The organism is Longimicrobium sp. (genome assembly GCF_036280135.1).
Classification (GTDB): domain Bacteria; phylum Gemmatimonadota; class Gemmatimonadetes; order Longimicrobiales; family Longimicrobiaceae; genus Longimicrobium.
Genome location: NZ_DASURI010000226.1, coordinates 1 through 19,948, shown reverse-complemented (window position 1 = coordinate 19,948; position 19,948 = coordinate 1). Strand labels below are relative to the sequence as shown.

Genomic DNA, 19,948 nt, shown 5'->3' with positions numbered 1-19,948 from the left:
CCTATGGGCGACGGATGAATATGCATACCCCTGCCCCCTATGTCAAGGGTGGCTCCGTCCCCTTCTGCGTACGCGAAAGGCCCGGCATGTGCCGGGCCCTCGTGGTCCACGGACACCTTCGGGGCGCCCGCCGTGACTGTTCGGAACCAGGTACGTCAACGCCGGTCGTGGCGCCGGGACGACGCCTGCAGCGTGCTCGTCACCATTGCGAGCAGCAGGGACGCGGCGAACGGCTTGGGCAGAAAGCGGAAGCCGTTCGCACGGACACGATGCTGCAGCGCTGCATCGCTCCGGCCGGACATGAGGATCACCGCGGCAGCGGGAGCGACGCGCGCCACTTCGATCCCGAGCTCCACTCCGCCCATTCCAGGCATGCACACGTCCGACAGCAGGAGATGGAGCCCCTCGGGCATGGCCCGCACCAGTTCGAGCGCCGCAACGCCGTCCCGGGCCACACTCACCTCCAGTCCCGCCGCCTTGAGGATGGATGCCGCGGCGGCAAGGATCGTCGGCTCGTCGTCGACGACGAGGACGTGCGGCGTGGACCGCGAGGTCTCCGCGCGTGCATCGCCGTGTTCCGGGTGAGCTGATTCGGCCATCAGTAGGAACACGTGCGCAGAGGAAAGCTCATCATTCTTGCGGAAGGCGAGGAACCATAACTCCGATTTTACCCCTGGTAAAGGAGGCGTGACACTCATGCAGCCGGATCGACCTCTTCCGCGCACCGCGATTGAAGGGACCGTGCGCCCCACTGGGTCCCGGCGGGGCGGATGCCCGCCCGGGAAGATGCGATTCGATCTCACGCCGCCCCTGCGGCAGGCCGCGACCCCATGGCGGTGAGCGGCCGGTACGACGCCGTGGTGGTCGGGTCCGGCCCGAACGGGCTCGCCGCGGCGATCACCCTTGCGCAGGCGGGGCGGCGCGTGCTGGTCCGCGAGGCGATGGACACCCCCGGCGGCGGCCTGCGCACTGCCGAGCTGACGCTGCCTGGATTCGTGCACGACGTCTGCTCGGCGGTGCACCCGCTCGCGGTCTCGTCCCCCTTCTTCCGATCTCTGCCGCTCGCGGAGTTCGGGCTGGAGTGGGTTCACTCTCCCGCCTGCATGCCACACCCGTTCGAGGACGGGACGGCGGCCCTGCTGGAGCGGTCGATCGAGGCGACGGGCGCCACGATCGGTTCCGACGCTGCGGCGTGGCGGCGGCTGCTGGCGCGCGACGTGGAACGATGGCGGGATCTCGCGGCCGGAGTGCTCGGGCCGCTGCGGTTCCCGCGGCACCCGCTCCTCATGCCGCGGTTCGGGCTGAAGGCGGTCCGCTCGGCCCAGCACTTGGCGGAGAGCACCTTCCGGGGCGAGCACGCCCGCGCCCTGTTCGCCGGGACGGTGGCGCCGTCCACGGCATGTGTGGCTACTATGCAGCACGGGCTGCCCTGAAGCTTTCGCTTCGCCCCCCGGACCTCGCTTGAAGGCGGGGTGTGGATCCGCACCCGGACGACGACGTGCTACACCTGCGCCGCAGCACCCCGGCCCAGCAGGAAAACGCATGGCGCGCGCCTCGGAAGACTGGAGACCAGGCCCGCCTCAAGCGCCACCGGAAGACCACCCACATCTTCCGCGCGACGCACCTGGGCCGCACCTCACCTGCCGGAAGGGGTGCTGAAGGCCTACGCCGGCCACAGCCGCCCCCGCGGCGGGGCCACCGACGCATACGTGGAGACACGCCCGCCGGCCACGCACCGCGAGGTGATCCAGATCCCCTGGCTCTCCTTCCGCCGCAGCTGGCGGGTCGGTCTGTCCCGACCAGAATCGCAGAACCACCCTTGACCTTGTACTATGGTACGGGGTTTATCTTTGCTCGTGGATGCTTTTCGGAGCTAAACATGGCCGCGCACACCATCGGCAGCGTCGCCCGTGAGGCGGGGGTCGGGATCGAAACAATCCGCTTCTACGAGAGGGAGGGGCTTATCGGAAAGGCCTCTCGCACGCCCTCCGGCTATCGCCAGTTCCCGGACGACGTGATCGAGCGGATTCGCTTCATCCAGCGGGCGAAGGACCTTGGTTTCTCACTGGCGGAGATCCGGGAATTGCTTGCCATGCGTGTCCGATCCGATTCGGAATGCGAGGACGTGCGGCACCGGGCCGAGGCGAAGATCGCCAACATAGAGGCGAAGATTAGCGACCTGGACCGCATCCGACGGGCGCTGTCGGAGTTGACGCGCGCCTGCGCGACGGGCAGGCACACGGACGAGTGCCCGATCCTGGAGTGTCTGAGCCGCGGCGGGGAGGTTCTGCTGCCCACCGAGAGAAAACATCGTGAGGAGCGTGAGGAGCGTGGACACCAGGCTTGACCCTGTGGGAGAAGGACGGGAGACCAGAACGGACCGGGTGGGGCGGCTCGCCCTGCTGGGCGCGGTCGGAGCGGCGTTCGCGGCCTCACTCTGCTGCATCGGCCCTGTCCTGTTCGTGACAGTGGGAGTCGGGGCAAGCCTCGGCAGCTCATTCGAGCCGCTGCGCCCCTTTCTCACCGTGCTGGTCGTGGCGGCGCTCGCTGTCGGGTTCTACACGGTGTACGGCCGCAAGGCCCGGCCGGCGGGCTGCGCGCCCGGAGAAGCATGCACCGTCCCGGCGAATCGCCGGCGCAACGTGGTGATCCTCTGGACGGCAACCGTCCTCACGGTGGTCCTCTGGAGCTTCAACTACTGGTCCACTTTTCTGTTCTGAACGAGGGTGATCACATGAAGTACCACGTTTGCTGTATCGCCGCCTGCATCGCCCTGCTCCCCGCCGGCGCGGCGTGCGGGGGCGACCCCGCTCCGCGGCAGGCGGAGGCCGCGCCGAACGCGCCGCCGAGTTCGCCCGCCCGGGCCCCGGCAGTGCCCGCGGGCCTCGCCCGCGTTGAGTTCCACGTAAAAGGCATGACGTGCGCGGGTTGCGAGGTGGGCACCCGGGGTGTGCTCAAGAAGGTGGAAGGCGTGCGGGACGCCGGAGCCAGCTACCCCACTTCCAGCGCGTGGGCGGTGTACGATCCGGCGAAGGCGAGCCCCGACGAGATGATGGCGGCGATCCGGCAGCTCGGCTACGAGCCCGCGGTGGTCCATGGGGGCAGCCCGGCGCCGCCGGCTTCCTGACGGGAACCCGGATTCGCTGAAGGGCGACGATGGTCGCGAGTCTCTGGAAGGCGTGCGCGTGGGCGCTGGTCGGCCTTGGCGGGGTCCACACGCTCCTGACGGTGCCCTTCTACGGGCAGCTCACGCCGGAGGCCGTTTGGTTCGCAGGGACCGGGTTGATGATGGTCCTCCTGGGACTGCTCAACCTGATCGGCCGCCGGACTGCGGACCCGGGCGCGCGGCGGCTCTGTCAGGCCGCCGACATGCTGGGCCTCCTCTTCGGCATGCTCTCCGTGCTCGCCGTCCCCGAACCCCAGGCGTTCGTCGGCTTGGGGCTTCTGTTTGGGCTCGCGATCGGCGCTCTCGCGCCCGTGCCGCAAGATCAACGAGTACGGAAGGACCCCCGATGAAGCTGGACCTGCAATTTCGAGGGATGACGTGCCTCTCCTGCGCGCAGCACGTGCAGGAGGCCCTCCAGGCCGTCCCTGGCGTGCGGAGCGCGCTCGCAAGCTATCCCACGCAACGCGGGACGGTGACGATGGACGAGGGGGTCGACCCGCATGCGCTGATCTCCGCCGTGGCGGCCGTCGGCTATGGGGCCGAGATCCTGCGCGAGACGGGCGAGCGGGAGCATTCCACCGGCGCCACGCCGTCGCCGGACGTCGGCGAGGGTGACGCCTACGAGCTCCTCATCATCGGAACGGGCGGCGCTGGCACGTCGGCCGCGATCCGCGCTTCCGAACTGGGCGTGGCGGCGGCCGTCGTGGAGAGGGGCGAGGTGGTGGGCGGAACCTGTGTCAACGTCGGCTGCATTCCGTCCAAGTACCTGATCGAAGCCGCCGCGCACTACCACGCGGCACGCACCGCCTTCCCCGGCATCCGGCCCTGCGAGCCCGGCCTTGCCTGGGCCGAGGTGGTTCGCCGCAAGCGGGAGATCGTGGAGGGGCTGCGGCAGGACAAATACCTGGACGTGCTGGCCTCCTACGAGGGCATCACGCTGTTGCACGGACGCGCGGAACTGCTCGGCGGCGGGCGGGTGCGCGTAGGCGACGCGGAGGTGAAGGCCCGCCTGGTCATCGTCGCGACCGGCACGCGCCCGGTGATGCCCCCGATCCCCGGGCTCAGCGAGACCGGAGCCCTGGACAGCACCACGGCGATGGACCTGGAGGCGCTGCCGGAGTCCATGATCGTGATCGGGGCCGGCAGCATAGGGCTGGAGCTGGGGCAGGCGTTCTCCCGCTTCGGCGTCCGCGTCGCCGTGCTTGACGTGGCCGAGCGGATCCTCCCGCAGGAGCACCCGGAAGTCTCCGCGGAGCTGGCGCGCGTCCTGGAAGCCGAAGGCATGGAGATCCACACCGGGATCCGCGTCACCGGTGTGTCTCGCGGTGCGAGCGGCTACAAGGTCCACGTGCAGGACGGGAGCGTGTCGGGGTCGGTGGAGGCCGAACAGCTCCTGGTGGCGACCGGCCGCGCTCCCAACACCGGTGAGCTGGGGCTGGAGGCCGCAGGGGTGGAGACGGACCCGGCGGGGTTCATACGCGTGGACGAGCACATGCGCACCTCCAATCCCACGATCTTCGCCGCGGGGGACGTGACCGGGGGACCGGGCTACGTGTACGTGGCGGCGCTCGGCGGCGGCATCGCGGCTCAAGCGGCGCTCTCGGAGGCCACGGGCGAGGCGCCGATCCCCATCGACCTCTCCGCCGTGCCGCGGGTCACCTTCACCGATCCGCAGGTCGCGGCGGTGGGGCTCACCGAGGAGGAGGCGGAAGCGGCCGGATACAGGGCGCGAGCGACGACGTTCCCCATCGCGGCACTGCCGCGCGGGGTGGTGTCCCACCGCGCGGGCGGGCTCGTCAAGCTCGTCGCGGAAGAGGGTACGGACCGGCTCCTGGGCGCACATCTGGTCGCCCCGAACGCCGGAGACGTGATCGGGGAGGCCGTGCTGGCGGTGCGCTTCGGACTCACCACACGCGATCTGATCTCCACCCTCCATGCCTACCTGACCTGGGGCGAGGGGTTGAAGCTGTCGGCTCAGACGTTCACCAGGGACGTCGCCAAGCTCTCCTGCTGCGCGTAAAGCAAGCCCTGACGGAGGAAGCGTATGGCGAATTCGTTTGACCTGGTGGTCGTCGGAACGGGGGCTGGCGGATCGGCTCCCGCGAGCCGGTGCCGGGCAGCGGGATGGAGCGTCGCGGTGGTGGACGTCCGGCCCTATGGCGGAACCTGTGCCCTCCGGGGCTGTGACCCCAAGAAGGTGCTCGTCGGAGCGACAGAAGCAGCAGACCTGCACGAGCGCCTGGCCGGCAATGGGCTCGCGGGCGAGGCGCGGATCGACTGGCCGGCGCTCGTGCGCTTCAAGCGCACCTTCACCGATCCGGTCCCCGGGAGGCGCGAAGCCGCCTTCGAGGAGGCCGGCGTCGCTACGCTGCACGGCACCGCGCGCTTCGTGGCGGAGGACTGCCTGGTAGTCGGCGCGCGCGAGATCGAGGCACGGCACGTGGTGCTCGCGGTCGGGGCGGCACCGGTGCCGCTCGGCATTCCCGGCGAGGAGCACGTCTGCACGAGCACGGACTTCTTGGAGCTGGACACCCTTCCAGCGCGGATCGCCTTCGTGGGTGGCGGCTACATCGCCTTCGAGTTCGCGCACATCTCCCAACGTGCGGGCGCGCAAGCGATGGTGCTCGGGCGCGGTGCCCCGCTGGCGCGCTTCGACTCCGGCCTGGTGGAGCGTCTCGTCGCCCGGACGCGCGACCTCGGGGTCGAGGTACGAACCGGGACAACCGTGACCGCCGTGGAGCGGACGGCGGACGGATTCCTGGTCCACACCGAGGGCCCGGGCGGGGCGGGAGTGGTAATAGCGGATCTGGTCGTGCATGCGGCCGGGCGGGCGCCGAACCTCGGCGGGCTCGACCTTCACAGGGGGAACGTGCGGGCGGATGCCCGGGCAGGGGTCGCCGTCAACGAATATCTCCAGAGCGTCACCAATTCACGCGTCTACGCCACCGGCGATGCCGCGCTTCCTGCTGGCTCGCTCCCGCTGACGCCCGTGGCGGCGCACGAGGGGGCGGTGGTCGCGTCGAACCTGCTCCATGGCAACGCGAAGTGCCCCGATTACCGCGGCGTACCCAGCGTGGTGTTCACCGTGCCGCCGCTGGCGAGCGTCGGGTTGACTGAGGCGGAGGCCCGGGACCGGGGTTTGGAGGTACGGGTCCAGGTGGAAGACACCGGGGACTGGTACGCCAACCGACGCGTGCGGGAACCCGCAGGCATGACAAAGACGATCGTCGACACCCGAACCGATCGGGTGCTGGGGGCGCATCTGCTCGGTCCGAACGCGGACGAGGTCATCAACCTCTTTGCGCTCGCGGTGCGCCACGGGCTCACCGCGACAGACCTCCGGCATATGACCTACGCATACCCGACGCATGCCTCGGACGTCGTGTACATGCTCTGACGGAGCTACCGCAATCCTGGCGGAGTGGTTGCGAGCTGTACCAGGGCGTGCGGGGCGTGCATCATGAACGCAAATGTCACTTTGCAGAACGAAAGGAACCCGACGATGGCGGTGACGCTGAACGAGGTATCCAGCGCAACAGGCGGGTGCTGTGAGAACACCGTCCGGCCGGTGGACAGCAAGTTGACCCTCGTCTCGGTGCTCACCTGCCCGGCTTGCGGCGCCGTGGCGGAGGAGACGATGCCCGAGAATGCGTGCCAGTTTTTCTACGAATGCCGCGGCTGCGGGACGCTCCTGCGACCGAAGCTTGGCGACTGCTGCGTGTTCTGCTCGTACGGTTCGGTCCCCTGCCCCCCGGTACAGGCAGACGGCAAAGGCTGCTGCTGAGACGGCGCCGCTCGGTTGAGCGGCGGACAACGGCCGCTGCTGGACGCGCTGTTCCTCACCAGGGCACCGCTCGCGGCGGCACGGTGGGGCGGTGCTGAGCCGCCCGAGAGCTAGACGGTAACAAGGGCTGCCTCAGGCCGACGACCGATCCGCGCCGTCTACGGCCCAGTCAGGAGCCTTCGAGCGCAGGTAATCCCGAACCGCCGTGTGCCCGCCGTGTTCGGCCCAGCCGGACGGTGTGCTGTGGTAGATGCGATCCTCGACCGTCGGATCCGCGCCGCAGTCGCACAGGAGCCGGGTAGTCGGCAGGTCGCCCTGCTGCGCCGCCAGGTGAAGGGCCGTGACGCCGTCTCCGTGCGCCAGACCGCCGAACGTCGCCCGCCGGTTGACGTCGGCACCGTGGTCCAGGAGCCAGCCGACCGTGTCCAGCCGCCCGCAGGATGTCGCCCAAAGCAGCGGCGTTCCCCGGTAGGGATCTGCATCGATTCGTGCGCCGCGCGCGAGGAGGAGGTCCAGTACCTCGAGACGCCCGCTCTTGCACGCCCACACCAGCGCTTCGTCCAAGATCTCCTGACGCTCACCCGAAGGCTGCCAGACGGGAAATCCGCTGTGCGGCCGATAGAAGCCGCGCCCTCGGGCCGCCTCGGGCTGGAGCGCGCCGTCGGACCCGAACAGGCTTTCTATCAGATCCGCCCGGCCCAGGCCCGCGGCGACGCGCAGGTTCAGGGGCACGATCCCGCGCGCGGCGAGCAGGTCCGCCGCCTCGCGGTTCCCCCAGAACAGGGCTACGGCGAGGGGGGTGCCGCCCTCTCCATGGGCTTCGCGATCCACCGCCGCGCCCGCTCCCAGCAGGCGCATGACGAGTTCCGGCCGGTTGGCGTACGCCGCCTGGTGCAGCGGCGTCCATCCGCGGTCGTTCGCGAGGTCCACGTCGGACCCGGGGCCTATCAGCAGGTCAAACATTGCATCCGCCTGGGGCGGGAGCGGCCCACAGATCGATCCCGCCAGGCTGACCGCCAGGTTCAGCAGCGTGTTGCCGTTCGTGCCTCGCGCCCGCAGCAGCTCCGGATGCGCGCGGACGAGCGCCTGCAGCTGGGGGAGGTCCGCCCGGCGCAGAGCTTCGAACGCGCGCATGAAGGGTTCGTCCAACTCGCCCTTCGCGAGCGCGGCGACCCGCGCCGCGAGTTCGGACCAGGTGCGGAACCCGTGCTGCCGGGCATAGACCAGGCGCGCGGCGTCAAGGTCGAACGCGGCCCCCCGGATCGCCTCGTCCGATGCGCCGCCGAAGCCGGGATGCCACTCGCGGATCTGCGCCAGCGCGCTGGGCACGGCCGCCTGGTGGGCGCTGACGAGGCCCTCGGCGCGATCCTCGTAGAAATCGATCTCCCTGACGAACAGGTGCGTGCGGCGGGCAGCCGCATGGCCTTCGAGCTCCGCCTTCAGCCTGGGCCAGCTCGGGAAGCCATGCTCGCGCGCCACCACGAGCTGCGCGTCGTGGAGCGCCCAGGGTCCGGCACGGACGGACACCGCCGTCCGGCCGGCGCACTGCGGATGATGGCGCGAGAACCGGGCGAGGGCGTCGGGCTCGCCCGCGCGAACCGCGTTGAGCAGTTCGCGAGCGCGTTTCTTCTGCTGTTCGAGGTTGAGACCCGCGAGGAGGGAAACTGCCGGATCGTCGGACGAGGGCATAGCGCCTCCTTTGAAGACGCCTGACGACCGCATGACAGGCAAAGGAGGTGCGTGCGGTGGCGACATGCGGCACCGAAAGCAGATGGGCGCAGCCCTTTCCGCGGACCGGACGCGTTCTGCACGCGCTGACTCAGATCACCGCGGCGGGAACACCGGGTCAAGGCGGAGTCCCTCAGCTTCGCCGCCCCGATTCTCAAACACTGCGGACTGAGTGAGTGCCGTCGCACGTGGGCCGTATAGGCCCATGCTTGACACGCCCCCGTTCATCAATCATCGTTCATCTACGATGAACGATAAACCTGATCCCTGAAGCTGCGTGAAGTGCTGCCCCCCGCCCGCGCCCATCGATGAGAGCCGCGACCCCGACGAGGAGATCGCGGAGCTCGCCAAGGCGCTTGGCCACCCTATGCGCGTCCGCATCCTCCGCATCCTGCTGGAGCAGGAGGAGTGCATGTGCGGGCAGATCTGCGACCAGCTTCCCATCGCGCAGTCCACCGTCTCGCAGCACCTGAAGGTGCTCCGCGAGGCGGGGCTGATCCACGGGGAGACAGACGGGCCGCGCACCTGCTACTGCGCGGATCCCAACCGCATCGAGCGTCTCCGCACCCTGCTGGACCGCATGACCGCGGCCCTCACCGCATGAATCCCGAGATGACGATTTCCGAACTGCTGGTGTTCGACCCCGCGATGTGCTGCTCCACCGGCGTCTGCGGACCCGAGGTGGACCCGGCACTCGTCCGCTTCGCCGCCGACCTGGAATCGGTGAGCCGGGAAGGCGTCGCCGTGCAGCGCTTTAACCTGGTAGCGGAGCCCCAGGCGTTCATGCGGAACGCCCTCGTGCGCGAGACGCTCCAGCGGGAGGGGACCTCTTGCCTCCCGCTCATCGTCGCCGGCGGCGAGGTCGTCTCGCGCGGACGCTACCCCTCGCGCGAGGAGCTGGCCGGCTGGGCGGCACAGGCGCCCGCCGCTGCTCCCGGTGCCCGCGCGCCGGCGCTCGTCGGGATCGGGCAGCCGGCCGGCGGGTGCGCGCCAGGCTCGGGCTGCTGCTGAGGGCGTGCGGATGAACGCAGTGCAGGAGGCGCTCGGCGCCGCCACCCGGTTCCTTTTCTTCACCGGGAAGGGAGGCGTGGGCAAGACGTCCCACGCCTGCGCCACCGCCGTCGCACTGGCCGACGCTGGGCGCCGGGTCCTGCTGGTGAGCACCGACCCCGCCTCCAACCTCTCGGAGGTGCTGGACGCGCAGGTCGGCCCTGAGCCCGTGGACGCCCCCGGCGTCCCCGGACTCAGGGCGATGAACATCGACCCGGAAGCCTCGGCCGCGGCGCTGCGCGAGCGCGCCGTCGGCCCTATGCGCGGCATCCTCCCCGACGACGCCGTGCGCCAGGTGGAGGAGCAGCTCTCCGGCGCCTGTACGGTAGAGGTGGCCGCCTTCGACGAGTTCGCGGCGCTCCTGGCCGACGAGGCCCGCGTGGGCGGGTACGACCACGTGGTCTTCGACACCGCGCCCACCGGGCACACGCTGCGGCTCCTGCAACTCCCCGCCGCCTGGGCGGGCTTCCTGGAGGCGAACCCCCGCGGCGCCGGCTGCCTGGGGCCCCTCGGCCGGCAGGAAGGCCAGCGCGAGCGGTACGAGGCCGTGGTGGGGGCGCTCACCGATGCGGTGCGCACGACGGTCGTGCTGGTCAGCCGCCCGGAAGCTGGTGCGCTCGCCGAGGCCGAGCGCACGAGCGCGGAGCTACGCGAGCTCGGGCTCGCCAACCAGCGCCTCCTCCTGAACGGCGTCTTCCGCGCGACTGACCCCGACGACGCCCTGGCCGCGGCGATCGAGCGCCGCGGCCGCGAGGCGCTGGAAGCCCTCCCCGCCAACCTCGCGGCGCTTCCCCGGGCCGAGGCCCCCCTGCGCCCCCACAACCTGGTCGGCGTCGCGGCGCTGCGCGCGCTCGCGCGAGACGCGGGCGAAGCTGGGGCCGCCCCCCCCGTCACGACCGCCTTCACCGCCCGGGACCTGCCGCCCCTCGCCGGCCTCGCGGACGAGATCGAATGGGCCGGGCACGGGCTGGTGATGGTGATGGGAAAGGGCGGCGTGGGGAAGACGACTGTCGCGGCCGCGCTCGCGGTGGAGCTGGCCGGGCGTGGCGTCCCGGTGCACCTCTCCACCACCGATCCGGCCGCGCACGTCGCCGGGACGCTCGGCGCCGAGGTGCCGGGGCTCAGGGTGAGCCGCATCGACCCCGCGGTGGAGACGGAAGCCTACATCGACCGCGTGCTGGCCACCGCGGGCAAGGACCTGGACGCGGACGGCCGCGCGCTGCTGGAAGAGGACCTCCGCTCGCCCTGCACGGAGGAGGTGGCCGTCTTCCACGCGTTCTCCCGCATCGTGAACGAGGGGCGGCGCGGCGTCGTGATCCTCGACACCGCGCCGACCGGGCACACGCTCCTGCTGCTGGACGCGACCGGCGCCTACCACCGCGAGGTGCTCCGGACGTCCCGGCTGGACGCGGGCCGGGTCGCCACGCCGATGATGCGCCTGCAGGACCCGGAGCACACGCGGGTTCTGGTGGTCACGCTGCCGGAGACCACGCCGGTGCTGGAGGCGGAGCGGCTCCAGGCCGACCTGCGGCGCGCCGGCATCGAGCCGTACGCCTGGGTGGTGAACCAGAGCCTGGCCGCGAGCCAGGTCTCCGACCCGCTCCTGGCGAGCCGCGCCGCGGCGGAGATCCCGCTGATCGAGCGCGTCCGGGACGAGCTGGCAGCGCGCGCCGCCGTGGTCCCGGTGCTCGCCGAGGCACCCGTCGGTCCACACCGGCTACGCGAGCTCGCCGCCGGCGGCGGACAGCTCGCGAACACATGAGCGAGATGCGAGGAGCAATGGACGATCCCGCAGAAGACCGGCAGCCGCTCCGCTTCCTCTTTCTCTGCACCGGCAACTCGGCGCGGAGCCAGATCGCCGAGGCGCTCCTGAACGCCCGCGGAAAGGGCCGGTTCCAGGCGGAGAGCGCGGGCACCGACCCGGCGCCGCGCGTGAACCCCCTGGCCATCGACGCACTGCGGGAGTTCCGGATCGAGTGGGGCGGCCGCGAGCCTCGGGGGGTGGAGGAGGTCCGGGACCAGCGGTGGGACTTCGTCATCACCGTGTGCGACCGCGCCCGCGAGTCGTGCCCGACCTTCCCCGGCCGGCCGGTGACGGCCCACTGGGGGATGCCGGACCCGGCGGCGGTGGAGGGCGAAGAAGCGCGCCGCCGCGCGTTCAAGGAGGCGGTGCTGATGCTCTCGCGGCGCATCGACCTGCTCCTCGCCCTGCCGATCGAGAAGCTGGAGCACCAGGCCCGCGAGGAGCACGCCCGCGCCATCGCGGCCGCCACACCCAGCCCGGCCCCTTCCCTGATGGACCTGGCTCTACGCCCTCGCCGTGAGGATCCCCCGATGAAGTACGCGCTGATCTCCGACATCCACGCCAACCTGCCCGCCTGCAAGGCCGTGCTGGAGCACATCGGCGCCCAGCCCGGGCTCGCCGCCACGTACCACCTGGGCGACCTGGTGGGCTACGCGCCGTGGCCCAACGAGACGGTCGCGCTGCTGCGCGGATTCCGGGTGGACGGCATCGCCGGGAACTACGACTCCACCGTGGCCACCGACTACAAGCACTGCGGGTGCAAGTACGAGGATCCGCACCAGGAGGAGCTCGCGCACCTCTCCTACGAGTGGACGCGGGCGCACGTGTCGAAGGAGACGAAGCGGTACCTGGCCGCGCTGCCCTTCCGGATGGACATGCGCCCGCGGGGCGGGCACGTCCCTGGTCCGCGCGTGATCCTGGTCCACGGGACGCCCACGCTCAACACGCTCTACTGGACCGAGGACCGGGACGACGCCTTCTGCCTGAAGATGGCGGAGCAGGCCGGCGCGCGCGCCGGCGACGTGATCTGCTTCGGCCACACGCACGTGCCGTGGCACCGCGAGGTGGAGGGCATCCACTTCGTCAACACCGGCTCCGTCGGGCGGCCCAAGGACGGCGACTGGCGCGCCGGCTACGTCCTGCTGGACATGGGCGGGGAGATGCCGCAGGTGGAGTTCGTGCGAGTGGAGTACGACCTGGAGGAGGCGATGGCCGGCATCCGCCGGAGCGACCTGCCGGACGACTTCGCCGAGTACCTGGCGGCCGGCGGGAAACCCGCCGTCGCCGGAGGCGCGTGATCCCGGAGCACGTGAGTGCGCCGGGGTCCTCTTTAGAGGCGAGGGTGCGCGATGACACGCCTGCTGCCGGCTGACGAGGCTTATTTCCAGATGCTGGACGAACTCGCGGGCCTGCTCACCGAGGCGGCGGTCCAGCTCGCGCATCTCATGGCGCAGCCGGCGCATTCCGGGCCCCTCGTCCAGACGATCCGGCACATCGAGCACCGGGCCGACGAACTCGCCCACGAGATTGACGTGCGCCTGAGCACCACCTTCGTCACGCCATTCGAGCCCGAGGACATCCACGGGCTCGCGGGGCGGATCGACAGGGTGGTGGACCTCGCGGAAGACGCGGCTGAGACCGTCGAGACGCTCCGGCTGGAGCAACCGGACGAGCAGGCGCGCCGGCTTGCGGACGTGCTGCTACGCGCATGCCAGCTGCTCGCCTCCAGCGTGTCGGAACTCAAGAAACCGAAGCGCGTGCTGGAGCACACGCGCCGGATGAAGCGGCTGGAGGCGGAACGCGGAACCGCCTTCGATGCCGCACTGCGGGAGTTGTTCCCCGGTACTCCGGACCCGCTGGACGTGCTCAGGCGGAAGACGCTCTACGACGGGCTCAAAGCGGCCATCGACGAGTGCGGCCGGGTTGCCGGCGTGCTCGAGCGCATCGCGGTCAAGCACATCTGAGCGGCGCCGAACGAATCACCATGCCGGCGGCGACCCCGCCCGCCCAGCGGCGGGGGCTTCGCCGCCACTTACTTTGACCGGGCAGAGGCGGATGGGAATCGGACGGCGTGCGCTCGCGGAAGCCATTGGGACATACTTCCTGGTGCTGATCGGTCCCGGCGCAGCCATGGTGAACGCGTACTCGGACGGGGCAGTCACGCACCCCGGCGTGGCGCTGGCCTTCGCGTTCGTGGTGCTGGCGATGATCTACGCCCTCGGTCACATCTCCGGCGCGCACATCAACCCGGCCGTGACCCTGGCCTTCTGGTCGGTTCGCCGGTTCCCGGGCCGCGATGTCGCGCCGTACGTCGCCGCCCAGTGCGCCGGGGCGGTGGCGGCCTCCTTCACCATGGGCGCCGTGGTGGGGCCGGTCGGCGGCTTCGGCGCGACGGTGCCCGCCGTCTCCGTGGGCGGCGCCTTCGCGGTGGAGTGGCTGCTCTCGTTCGTGCTGATGCTGGTGATCGTGGCCGTTGCTACCGACGAGCGCGTTGCGCCCGGCTTCGCCGGCATCGCGGTGGGGCTCACGGTAGGCTTCTGCGCCATGGCTGGCGGACCGCTGACGGGCGCCTCGATGAACCCCGCGCGCTCGCTCGGCCCCGCCGTGGCGGGAGGCATCTGGGACGCGCACTGGATCTACTGGGTGGCCCCGATCACCGCGATGCTGGTGGCGGTCCGCACCTACGAGTTCCTGCGCCCCGCCGGCAGCGAAGCAGATCCATCGCGGAGCGTACCGCTCGGGGTGGAGGGACCGATCTCACCCGTGGGCAGATGAGGCGCCGCCGGTCCGGGCGGCTCCGTCACGCGTAGCGCCCGCAATCCATTCAGCACCACCAGCAGGCTCGTGCCCATGTCGGCGTCCACCGCCATCCAGAGCGTCGCGTGCCCGGTAACCGCCAGGGCTACGAACACGGCTTTGGTGAGCAGCGACAGGGCGATGTTGGCGCGGATGATCCGCTCTGCCCGGCGGGCAAGCCGGCTTGTGGTCGCCAGCTTCGAGAGGTCGTCCGCCATCAGCGCGATGTCGGCCATCTCCAGCGCCACATCGGTCCCCCCCGCGCCCATGGCCACGCCGACGTCGGCCCCGGCCAGCGCGGGGGCGTCGTTCACCCCGTCACCGACGAAGAGCAAAGCCCCGTGTCGCCCGCGGAGCTCCCGCACGGCCGCCGTCTTGTCCTCGGGCAGCAGCTCGGCGCGGTAATCGTCCACGCCAACGCCCGGGCCGCCCAGCGCTGCCGCGACGGCCTGCGCCGTGCCCTCGTTGTCGCCGGTGAGCATCACGACGCGTGCGATCCCGGCGCTGTGGAGCGCGCGGAGCGCTTCGCCCGCCCCGGGCCGCACCCGGTCCGCGATGGTGATCATCCCACGGAGCCGCACCGGCGCGCCCTCGCCGGCCGCGGTGCCCACCAGGACCGCCGTGCGGCCCGCGGAGGCGCTTGCGGCGAACCGCTCCCGAGCAGCCGCGTCCATGGCCCCCAGCTCCGCGAAGAGCCGTTCGTTGCCGACGTAGACCATCTCCCCGCCGACGCGCGCCCGGAGTCCCTTCCCGGTGATCGCCTGAACGTCCGCAGAAGGCCGGAGCGTCACGCGCTGCGCTTCTGCGTGCCGGAGGACCGCCCGAGCGAGCGGGTGCTGGCTGCGGGCCTCCGCGGCCGCGGCGAGCGCGAGCACTTCGTCCGGCAACGCGCCGTCCAGCGCGACGACCTCCACGACCTCCGGCCGGCCCTCGGTCAGCGTCCCCGTCTTGTCCAGGGCCACCACCCGCACACGGCCCGCGTTCTCCAGGTGGAGCCCGCCCTTGATCAAGATTCCCCGGCGCGCGCCTCCGGCCAGCGCCGAGACGATGGTCACAGGGGTGGAGATCACCAGCGCGCACGGGCAGGCCACCACCAGCAGCGCGAGCGCACGGTAGACCCATGTGCCCCATTCGCCCCAACCGGCAAGCGGCGGGATCACCATCACCAGCAGTGCCAGAGCGACGACGGCGGGGGTGTAGACCCGCGCGAAGCGGTCCACGAACGCCTCGCTGGGCGCGCGGCTCGCCTGCGCCTCCTCCACCGCGTGGATGATCCGCGCCAGCGTGGTGTCGGCCGCCGGTTTGGTCGAGCGCACCTCCAGCGCGCCCTCGCCGTTCAGGGAGCCGGCGAAGACCTCCACGCCCGGCTCCTTGTCGACCGGCATCGACTCGCCGGTGATCGGCGCCTGGTTCACGCCGGAGCGGCCCGTGAGCACGACGCCGTCCACGGGGATCTTCTCGCCCGGCCGGACCACCACCGTCTCGCCGGGCTCAACCCGGTCCACCGACACGCGCTCCTCCCTACCACCGCGCAGCACCGTCGCCTCCGCCGGCGCCAAATCCATCAGCGCCCGGATCGCGTTCCGCGCCCGGTCCATCGAGTACGTCTCCAGGAGCTGCGCGACGGCGAACAGGAACATCGCCGAGGCGCCCTCCTCGTACTCCCCGATCAGGACGGCGCCGACTGCGGCAACGGACATGAGGAAGTTCATGTCCAGCGCGCGGTTCATCGCCGCGCGCACGCCGCGCGGGATGATGCGCCAGCCACCAGCAATGATGGCGCCCACCGCGAGCGCGGCGGCCAGCCACTCGACGTGCAGCAGGTGCTCCGCCCCCAGCGATCCGGCCCAGAGCACGCCCGACGCGGCCGCCAGCGCCAGCCGCCCACGCCGCGCCCACCACCCCGGCTCCACTTCCGCGAGCACCGGCCCGCCAACCCGCCGCGCCTGCATCCCCAATTGACCGAGGGCGCACTCCACCTCCTCCGGCACGATCTCGCCCTCCACCGTCATCCGCCGGCCGACGAGGTCGAAGCCCAGGTGGGTCACTCCCGGCACGGTGCCGAGCCGGCCTTCGATCTGCCGCACCTCGGCGGCGCAGCACATCCCCTCCACCTCGAAGGTCGTGTGCCGCGCGGGGCCGTCGCCCGCCACGCGGTAGCCGGCACGGCGGATCCGGTCCGCGCAAACCGACATCGTCATCAACTCGGCGCTCGCGGGCACGCAGCTCGTCGCCGGGATCGTGCGGAACACCTGTGCGCTGGCGGCGGACGCGATCGAGTCCGCCACCGACATCTTCTCGTCTCTCATCGTGTGGCGCGGGCGCGAAACGATCCGCGGCTCCCGAGGTGATTCCGTCCTCGTCCACATGGAGCCGTATGTGCCGCGGCCAGCCCGGCAATGAATGAGAGCCGTCCGCGCGCCTTCAGCCACGCCACCATGGATCAAATGCATTGACGAAAAATATTTTTAGATTAGCTTAATACCAACTTTTGCCGGATTGCTGTCCATGCGCATGACCGACACCGTCGAGGACTATCTGAAGGCACTCCTCGCCCTCACGAGCGGAGGGGAGGCGGCGGGGACCGTCGCGCTTGCCGAGCTGCTCGGCATCAGCGCGGCCGCAGCCACCGCCATGCTGAAGCGCCTCACGGCTGCCGGGCTCGCGGACCACGCGCCGTACCATGGTGTCCGTCTCACCCGGCGAGGGCACGACGAGGCAGTGCGCGTGGTGCGGCGGCACCGCGTTCTCGAAACCTTTCTGGTCCACGAGCTGGGCTACGACGTTGGCGCCGTGCACACGGAGGCCGAGCGGCTGGAGCACGCCGCTTCGGATGAACTGATCGACGCGATGTCGCGCTGCCTCGGCTTTCCAGAGCGCGACCCGCACGGATCGCCCATCCCTGCTCGCCCGCGGCGGCCGAGGTGCGCGGCGGGCGGTACCATTCCGAAGATCATGGCCGGCGCGCCTCGCGCGGCGTAAAGGAGAATGACCGATGGAGGACAACGAACGCCTGACCGACGCCGCCGGACGTGACGCGGCACCTGCAGCCCCCGGGCTCACCCGGCGCGAGCTGCTCCGGGCCGGAGTGATGGGCGGCGCCGCGCTGGCCACCGCGGCGGGCGCGCTGACGCTCCCCCGGCCGGCCGCCGGGAACGTGGTCGTGGGTGGCGGCCCCCTGGGCGCCCACGGATCGCACGAGAGCATGATGGCCGTGGGCGAACTGCGGCCGGGCGGGTTCGATCCGGCAGCGTTCCTGGCCGACTTCGACGGCGGCACCGTCTCCCGTCTCCCCTCCGGGCAAACGCTCCGGGAGTACGAGATCGTGGCGATGGAGCGCGAGATCGAGGTGGCGCCGGGGGTCTTCTTCCCCGCCTGGACGTACAACGGCCAGGTGCCGGGGCCCACCATCCGCTGCACCGAGGGCGACCGCCTGCGCGTGAACTTCCTCAACGGGAGCTCCCACCCCCACACCATCCACTTCCACGGCATCCACCCCGCCGGGATGGACGGCTCCTTCGAGATCGTCCCGCCAGGAGGAAGGTTCCTGTACGAGTTCGACGCCGAGCCCTTTGGCCTGCACCTGTACCACTGCCACGCCGTCCCCCTCAAGCGGCACATCCACAAGGGGCTTTACGGCGTCTTCATCATCGACCCTCCCGGCGGCCGGCCGGCTGCCCAGGAGCTGGTGATGGTGATGAACGGCTTCGACACCAACCTCGACGGCGAGAACGAGGTGTACGCGGTGAACACGGTGGCGCACCACTACCAGAAGCACCCGATCCCGGTGCGCCTGGGCGAGCTGGTGCGCGTGTACCTGGTGAACCTCACCGAGTTCGATCTGATCAACTCCCTGCACCTGCACGGGAACCTGTTCCGCTGCTATCGCACGGGGACGGACCTGGAGCGCTACGAGTACACCGACACGGTCATGCTCTGCCAGGGCGAGCGCTCCGTGCTGGAGTTCTCCTTCAAGTACCCGGGCAAGTACATGTTCCACGCGCACCAGAGCGAGTTTGCCGAACTGGGGTGGACGGGCGTGTTCGATGTCCGGGAGGGTCCTCATGCCTGAGACCGTGACACGCCAGGCCACGCCGGCGGCGACGGCCGAGCCGGCCGAGTCTCTTACCCCGAGCGAGCCCCCCGAGCGGGACGCGGCGTTCTCAGTTCCGGCGTGGGTCAAGGGGGCGGGGCCGCTCCTCCTGCTGGCCCTGCTGGTGCTCGGGTTCCTGCGCTTCGGGCCCGTGGGCGTATTCCGCAAGGGCTTCCCACCCGTCGAGGAGCTTTCCATCGAGCGGATCACGCTTCCCCGGCCGGGCGAGGTCCGCGTGCGGGTCATCAACAGCGGCCCCGAGCCCGTGACCATCGCCCAGGTGCTGGTTGACGAGGCGGCGTGGGCGCACTCGCTGGACGGCGGACGCACGCTGGGCCGGCTGGATCGGCGTACGCTGAGCATCCCGTACCCGTGGGTGGAGGGGGAGCCGGTCGCGGTGACGCTGGTCACCTCCACCGGGCTCACCTTCGAAGGCGAGGTGGCGGTCGCGACGGAGACACCGCGGGCCAGCGGCCGCTTCGTCGGCACGTTCGCGCTGCTCGGCGTTTACGCGGGGGTGATCCCGGTCTTCCTGGGCCTGCTCTGGCTGCCGTTCCTGCGCACGCTCGCGCGCCGGTGGATGGATTTCTTCCTGAGCCTCACGGTGGGGCTGCTGGTGTTCCTGGGCATCGACGCGCTGGCCGAGGCGCTGGAGTTCGCCGGACGGGTGCCGGGGCCCTACCAGGGCCTCGGGCTGGTGCTGCTGGGGGTGGCGGGGACGCCGCTGGCGCTCGGCGCGCTGAGGCGGCCGGGGAGCGCTGAGCGGGGAGCTGCGTCACCGTTCGCCGTGGCGACGCTGGTGGCGGCGGGGATCGGGCTGCACAACCTGGGGGAGGGGCTGCTGATCGGGAGCGCCTACGCTACCGGCGAGATCGCGCTCGGCACCTTCCTGGTGGTCGGCTTCCTCATCCACAACACCACCGAGGGGCTCGGGATCGTGGCGCCCCTGGCGCGGGTGCGTCCCTCGCTGGGCCGCCTGCTCCGGCTGGGCGCCTTGGCGGGGGTGCCCACGGTGCTCGGCGCCTGGATCGGGGGCTTCACCTACTCCCCGTTCTGGACCACGCTGTTCTTCGCGGTCGGCGTGGGGGCCATCGCGCAGGTGGTCTTCGTCCTCTGGCGCATGCTCGCCGGCCCGGAGGGAGAGGGAACGCTCCTGCGGCCGCTGAACGCGGCGGGGCTGTTCGCCGGCATGCTGGTGATGTACGCGACCGGGCTGCTGGTGCCCGCCTGAACCGTCTCGATCGAGAACCGGACTCCCATGAAGCGCACACTGACCGTCCTCCTCCTGCTCGCCGCTCCTCCCCTGCTCGCGCAGGCGGGGCCCCCAGCGCCGATCCAGGACAACAGCTTCCTGATCGAGGAGGCGTACAACCAGGAGTCAGGGGTGGTGCAGCACATCAGCGCCTTTGCGCTGGAAGACGGCGGGCGCTCGTGGGCGTACGGCTTCACGCAGGAGTGGCCGATCTTCGGACGGCGTCACCAGGCGAGCTTCACCGTGCCGCTGCAGAACACGGGCGATTCGTTCAG

Annotated in this window: 22 protein-coding genes and 1 pseudogene; 20 read left to right on the top strand and 3 right to left on the bottom strand. The window is 71.0% G+C overall.

Going from position 1 to position 19,948, the window contains the following annotated elements; all coding sequences use genetic code 11:
* Nucleotides 1-155: 155 nt before the first annotated feature.
* A complete protein-coding gene (locus VFZ20_RS07000; protein ID WP_329683128.1) occupies nt 156-611 on the bottom strand; it encodes a response regulator in 456 nt (151 codons plus the stop codon).
* Between the two features lie 219 nt (nt 612-830).
* Here VFZ20_RS07000 and VFZ20_RS06995 point away from each other — a divergent pair, with 219 nt between their 5' ends.
* From VFZ20_RS06995 to VFZ20_RS06955, 9 genes are all read left to right on the top strand, one after another.
* Entirely contained in the window at nt 831-1,433 is a 603-nt protein-coding gene (locus VFZ20_RS06995) for an NAD(P)/FAD-dependent oxidoreductase (RefSeq protein WP_329683127.1), read from the top strand.
* 219 nt (nt 1,434-1,652) lie between these two features.
* Nucleotides 1,653-1,823, top strand: coding sequence for a hypothetical protein (locus VFZ20_RS06990; protein ID WP_329683126.1), 171 nt, complete (start codon nt 1,653-1,655; stop codon nt 1,821-1,823).
* A gap of 56 nt (nt 1,824-1,879) precedes the next feature.
* Nucleotides 1,880-2,347, top strand: a complete 468-nt coding sequence (locus VFZ20_RS06985) for a MerR family DNA-binding protein (protein WP_329683125.1) — start codon at nt 1,880-1,882, stop codon at nt 2,345-2,347.
* A 37-nt stretch (nt 2,348-2,384) separates the two neighbouring features.
* Nucleotides 2,385-2,720, top strand: coding sequence for a mercuric transporter MerT family protein (locus VFZ20_RS06980; protein ID WP_329683124.1), 336 nt, complete (start codon nt 2,385-2,387; stop codon nt 2,718-2,720).
* Between the two features lie 14 nt (nt 2,721-2,734).
* Entirely contained in the window at nt 2,735-3,127 is a 393-nt protein-coding gene (locus VFZ20_RS06975; protein WP_329683123.1) for a cation transporter, read from the top strand.
* Nucleotides 3,128-3,156: 29 nt separating this feature from the next.
* Nucleotides 3,157-3,516: a hypothetical protein gene (locus tag VFZ20_RS06970; RefSeq protein ID WP_329683122.1), complete on the top strand. Its 360-nt coding sequence runs from the start codon at nt 3,157-3,159 to the stop codon at nt 3,514-3,516.
* Entirely contained in the window at nt 3,513-5,186 is a 1,674-nt protein-coding gene (gene merA / locus VFZ20_RS06965; RefSeq protein WP_329683121.1) for a mercury(II) reductase, read from the top strand. The genes VFZ20_RS06970 and merA overlap by 4 nt, the downstream gene beginning before the upstream one ends.
* Nucleotides 5,187-5,210: 24 nt before the next feature.
* Entirely contained in the window at nt 5,211-6,563 is a 1,353-nt protein-coding gene (locus tag VFZ20_RS06960) for an NAD(P)/FAD-dependent oxidoreductase (protein WP_329683120.1), read from the top strand.
* Between the two features lie 183 nt (nt 6,564-6,746).
* The gene (locus tag VFZ20_RS06955) at nt 6,747-6,950 is read left to right on the top strand and encodes a GDCCVxC domain-containing (seleno)protein (protein WP_349264072.1); all 204 of its coding nucleotides are present in this window, start codon (nt 6,747-6,749) and stop codon (nt 6,948-6,950) included.
* A 132-nt stretch (nt 6,951-7,082) separates the two neighbouring features.
* Here VFZ20_RS06955 and VFZ20_RS06950 read toward each other — a convergent pair whose 3' ends face one another.
* Complete coding sequence (locus VFZ20_RS06950) at nt 7,083-8,639, bottom strand: ankyrin repeat domain-containing protein (protein ID WP_329683118.1); 1,557 nt, start codon at nt 8,637-8,639, stop codon at nt 7,083-7,085.
* A 316-nt stretch (nt 8,640-8,955) separates the two neighbouring features.
* Between VFZ20_RS06950 and VFZ20_RS06945 the strand changes: the two genes are divergently transcribed.
* The 6 genes from VFZ20_RS06945 to VFZ20_RS06920 all read left to right on the top strand — a co-directional run bounded on the left by VFZ20_RS06945 (nt 8,956) and on the right by VFZ20_RS06920 (nt 14,307).
* On the top strand, nt 8,956-9,282 hold the full coding sequence (locus VFZ20_RS06945; RefSeq protein WP_329683117.1) for a metalloregulator ArsR/SmtB family transcription factor: 327 nt from the start codon (nt 8,956-8,958) through the stop codon (nt 9,280-9,282).
* Nucleotides 9,283-9,290: 8 nt separating this feature from the next.
* Nucleotides 9,291-9,689, top strand: a complete 399-nt coding sequence (gene arsD / locus VFZ20_RS06940; RefSeq protein ID WP_329683116.1) for an arsenite efflux transporter metallochaperone ArsD — start codon at nt 9,291-9,293, stop codon at nt 9,687-9,689.
* Nucleotides 9,690-9,699: 10 nt separating this feature from the next.
* Complete coding sequence (arsA, locus tag VFZ20_RS06935; protein ID WP_329683115.1) at nt 9,700-11,490, top strand: arsenical pump-driving ATPase; 1,791 nt, start codon at nt 9,700-9,702, stop codon at nt 11,488-11,490.
* Between the two features lie 17 nt (nt 11,491-11,507).
* Nucleotides 11,508-12,830 (top strand): metallophosphoesterase family protein, encoded by a 1,323-nt coding sequence (locus VFZ20_RS06930; protein WP_329683114.1) that lies wholly within the window; start codon nt 11,508-11,510, stop codon nt 12,828-12,830.
* A gap of 51 nt (nt 12,831-12,881) precedes the next feature.
* Complete coding sequence (locus VFZ20_RS06925; protein ID WP_329683113.1) at nt 12,882-13,496, top strand: DUF47 domain-containing protein; 615 nt, start codon at nt 12,882-12,884, stop codon at nt 13,494-13,496.
* 91 nt (nt 13,497-13,587) lie between these two features.
* On the top strand, nt 13,588-14,307 hold the full coding sequence (locus tag VFZ20_RS06920) for an MIP family channel protein (protein ID WP_329683112.1): 720 nt from the start codon (nt 13,588-13,590) through the stop codon (nt 14,305-14,307).
* Here the strand turns inward: VFZ20_RS06920 and VFZ20_RS06915 are convergent.
* Nucleotides 14,214-16,637: a heavy metal translocating P-type ATPase gene (locus tag VFZ20_RS06915; protein ID WP_329683111.1), complete on the bottom strand. Its 2,424-nt coding sequence runs from the start codon at nt 16,635-16,637 to the stop codon at nt 14,214-14,216. The genes VFZ20_RS06920 and VFZ20_RS06915 overlap by 94 nt on opposite strands.
* Here VFZ20_RS06915 and VFZ20_RS32725 point away from each other — a divergent pair.
* From VFZ20_RS32725 to VFZ20_RS06895, 5 genes and pseudogenes are all read left to right on the top strand, one after another.
* Nucleotides 16,570-16,731: a hypothetical protein gene (locus VFZ20_RS32725; RefSeq protein WP_349264071.1), complete on the top strand. Its 162-nt coding sequence runs from the start codon at nt 16,570-16,572 to the stop codon at nt 16,729-16,731. The two genes, VFZ20_RS06915 and VFZ20_RS32725, sit on opposite strands and share 68 nt — an antisense overlap.
* A gap of 105 nt (nt 16,732-16,836) precedes the next feature.
* Nucleotides 16,837-17,310 carry a metal-dependent transcriptional regulator gene (locus VFZ20_RS06910; RefSeq protein WP_329683110.1) on the top strand — a complete coding sequence of 158 codons (474 nt, stop codon included), beginning with the start codon at nt 16,837-16,839 and terminating at the stop codon, nt 17,308-17,310.
* A gap of 13 nt (nt 17,311-17,323) precedes the next feature.
* Nucleotides 17,324-18,400, top strand: a complete 1,077-nt coding sequence (locus VFZ20_RS06905) for a multicopper oxidase domain-containing protein (RefSeq protein WP_329683109.1) — start codon at nt 17,324-17,326, stop codon at nt 18,398-18,400.
* A complete protein-coding gene (locus VFZ20_RS06900) occupies nt 18,393-19,652 on the top strand; it encodes a hypothetical protein (protein WP_329683108.1) in 1,260 nt (419 codons plus the stop codon). The genes VFZ20_RS06905 and VFZ20_RS06900 overlap by 8 nt, the downstream gene beginning before the upstream one ends.
* A 27-nt stretch (nt 19,653-19,679) precedes the next feature.
* Nucleotides 19,680-19,948 (top strand): annotated as a pseudogene (locus VFZ20_RS06895) (transporter); the annotation flags it as partial.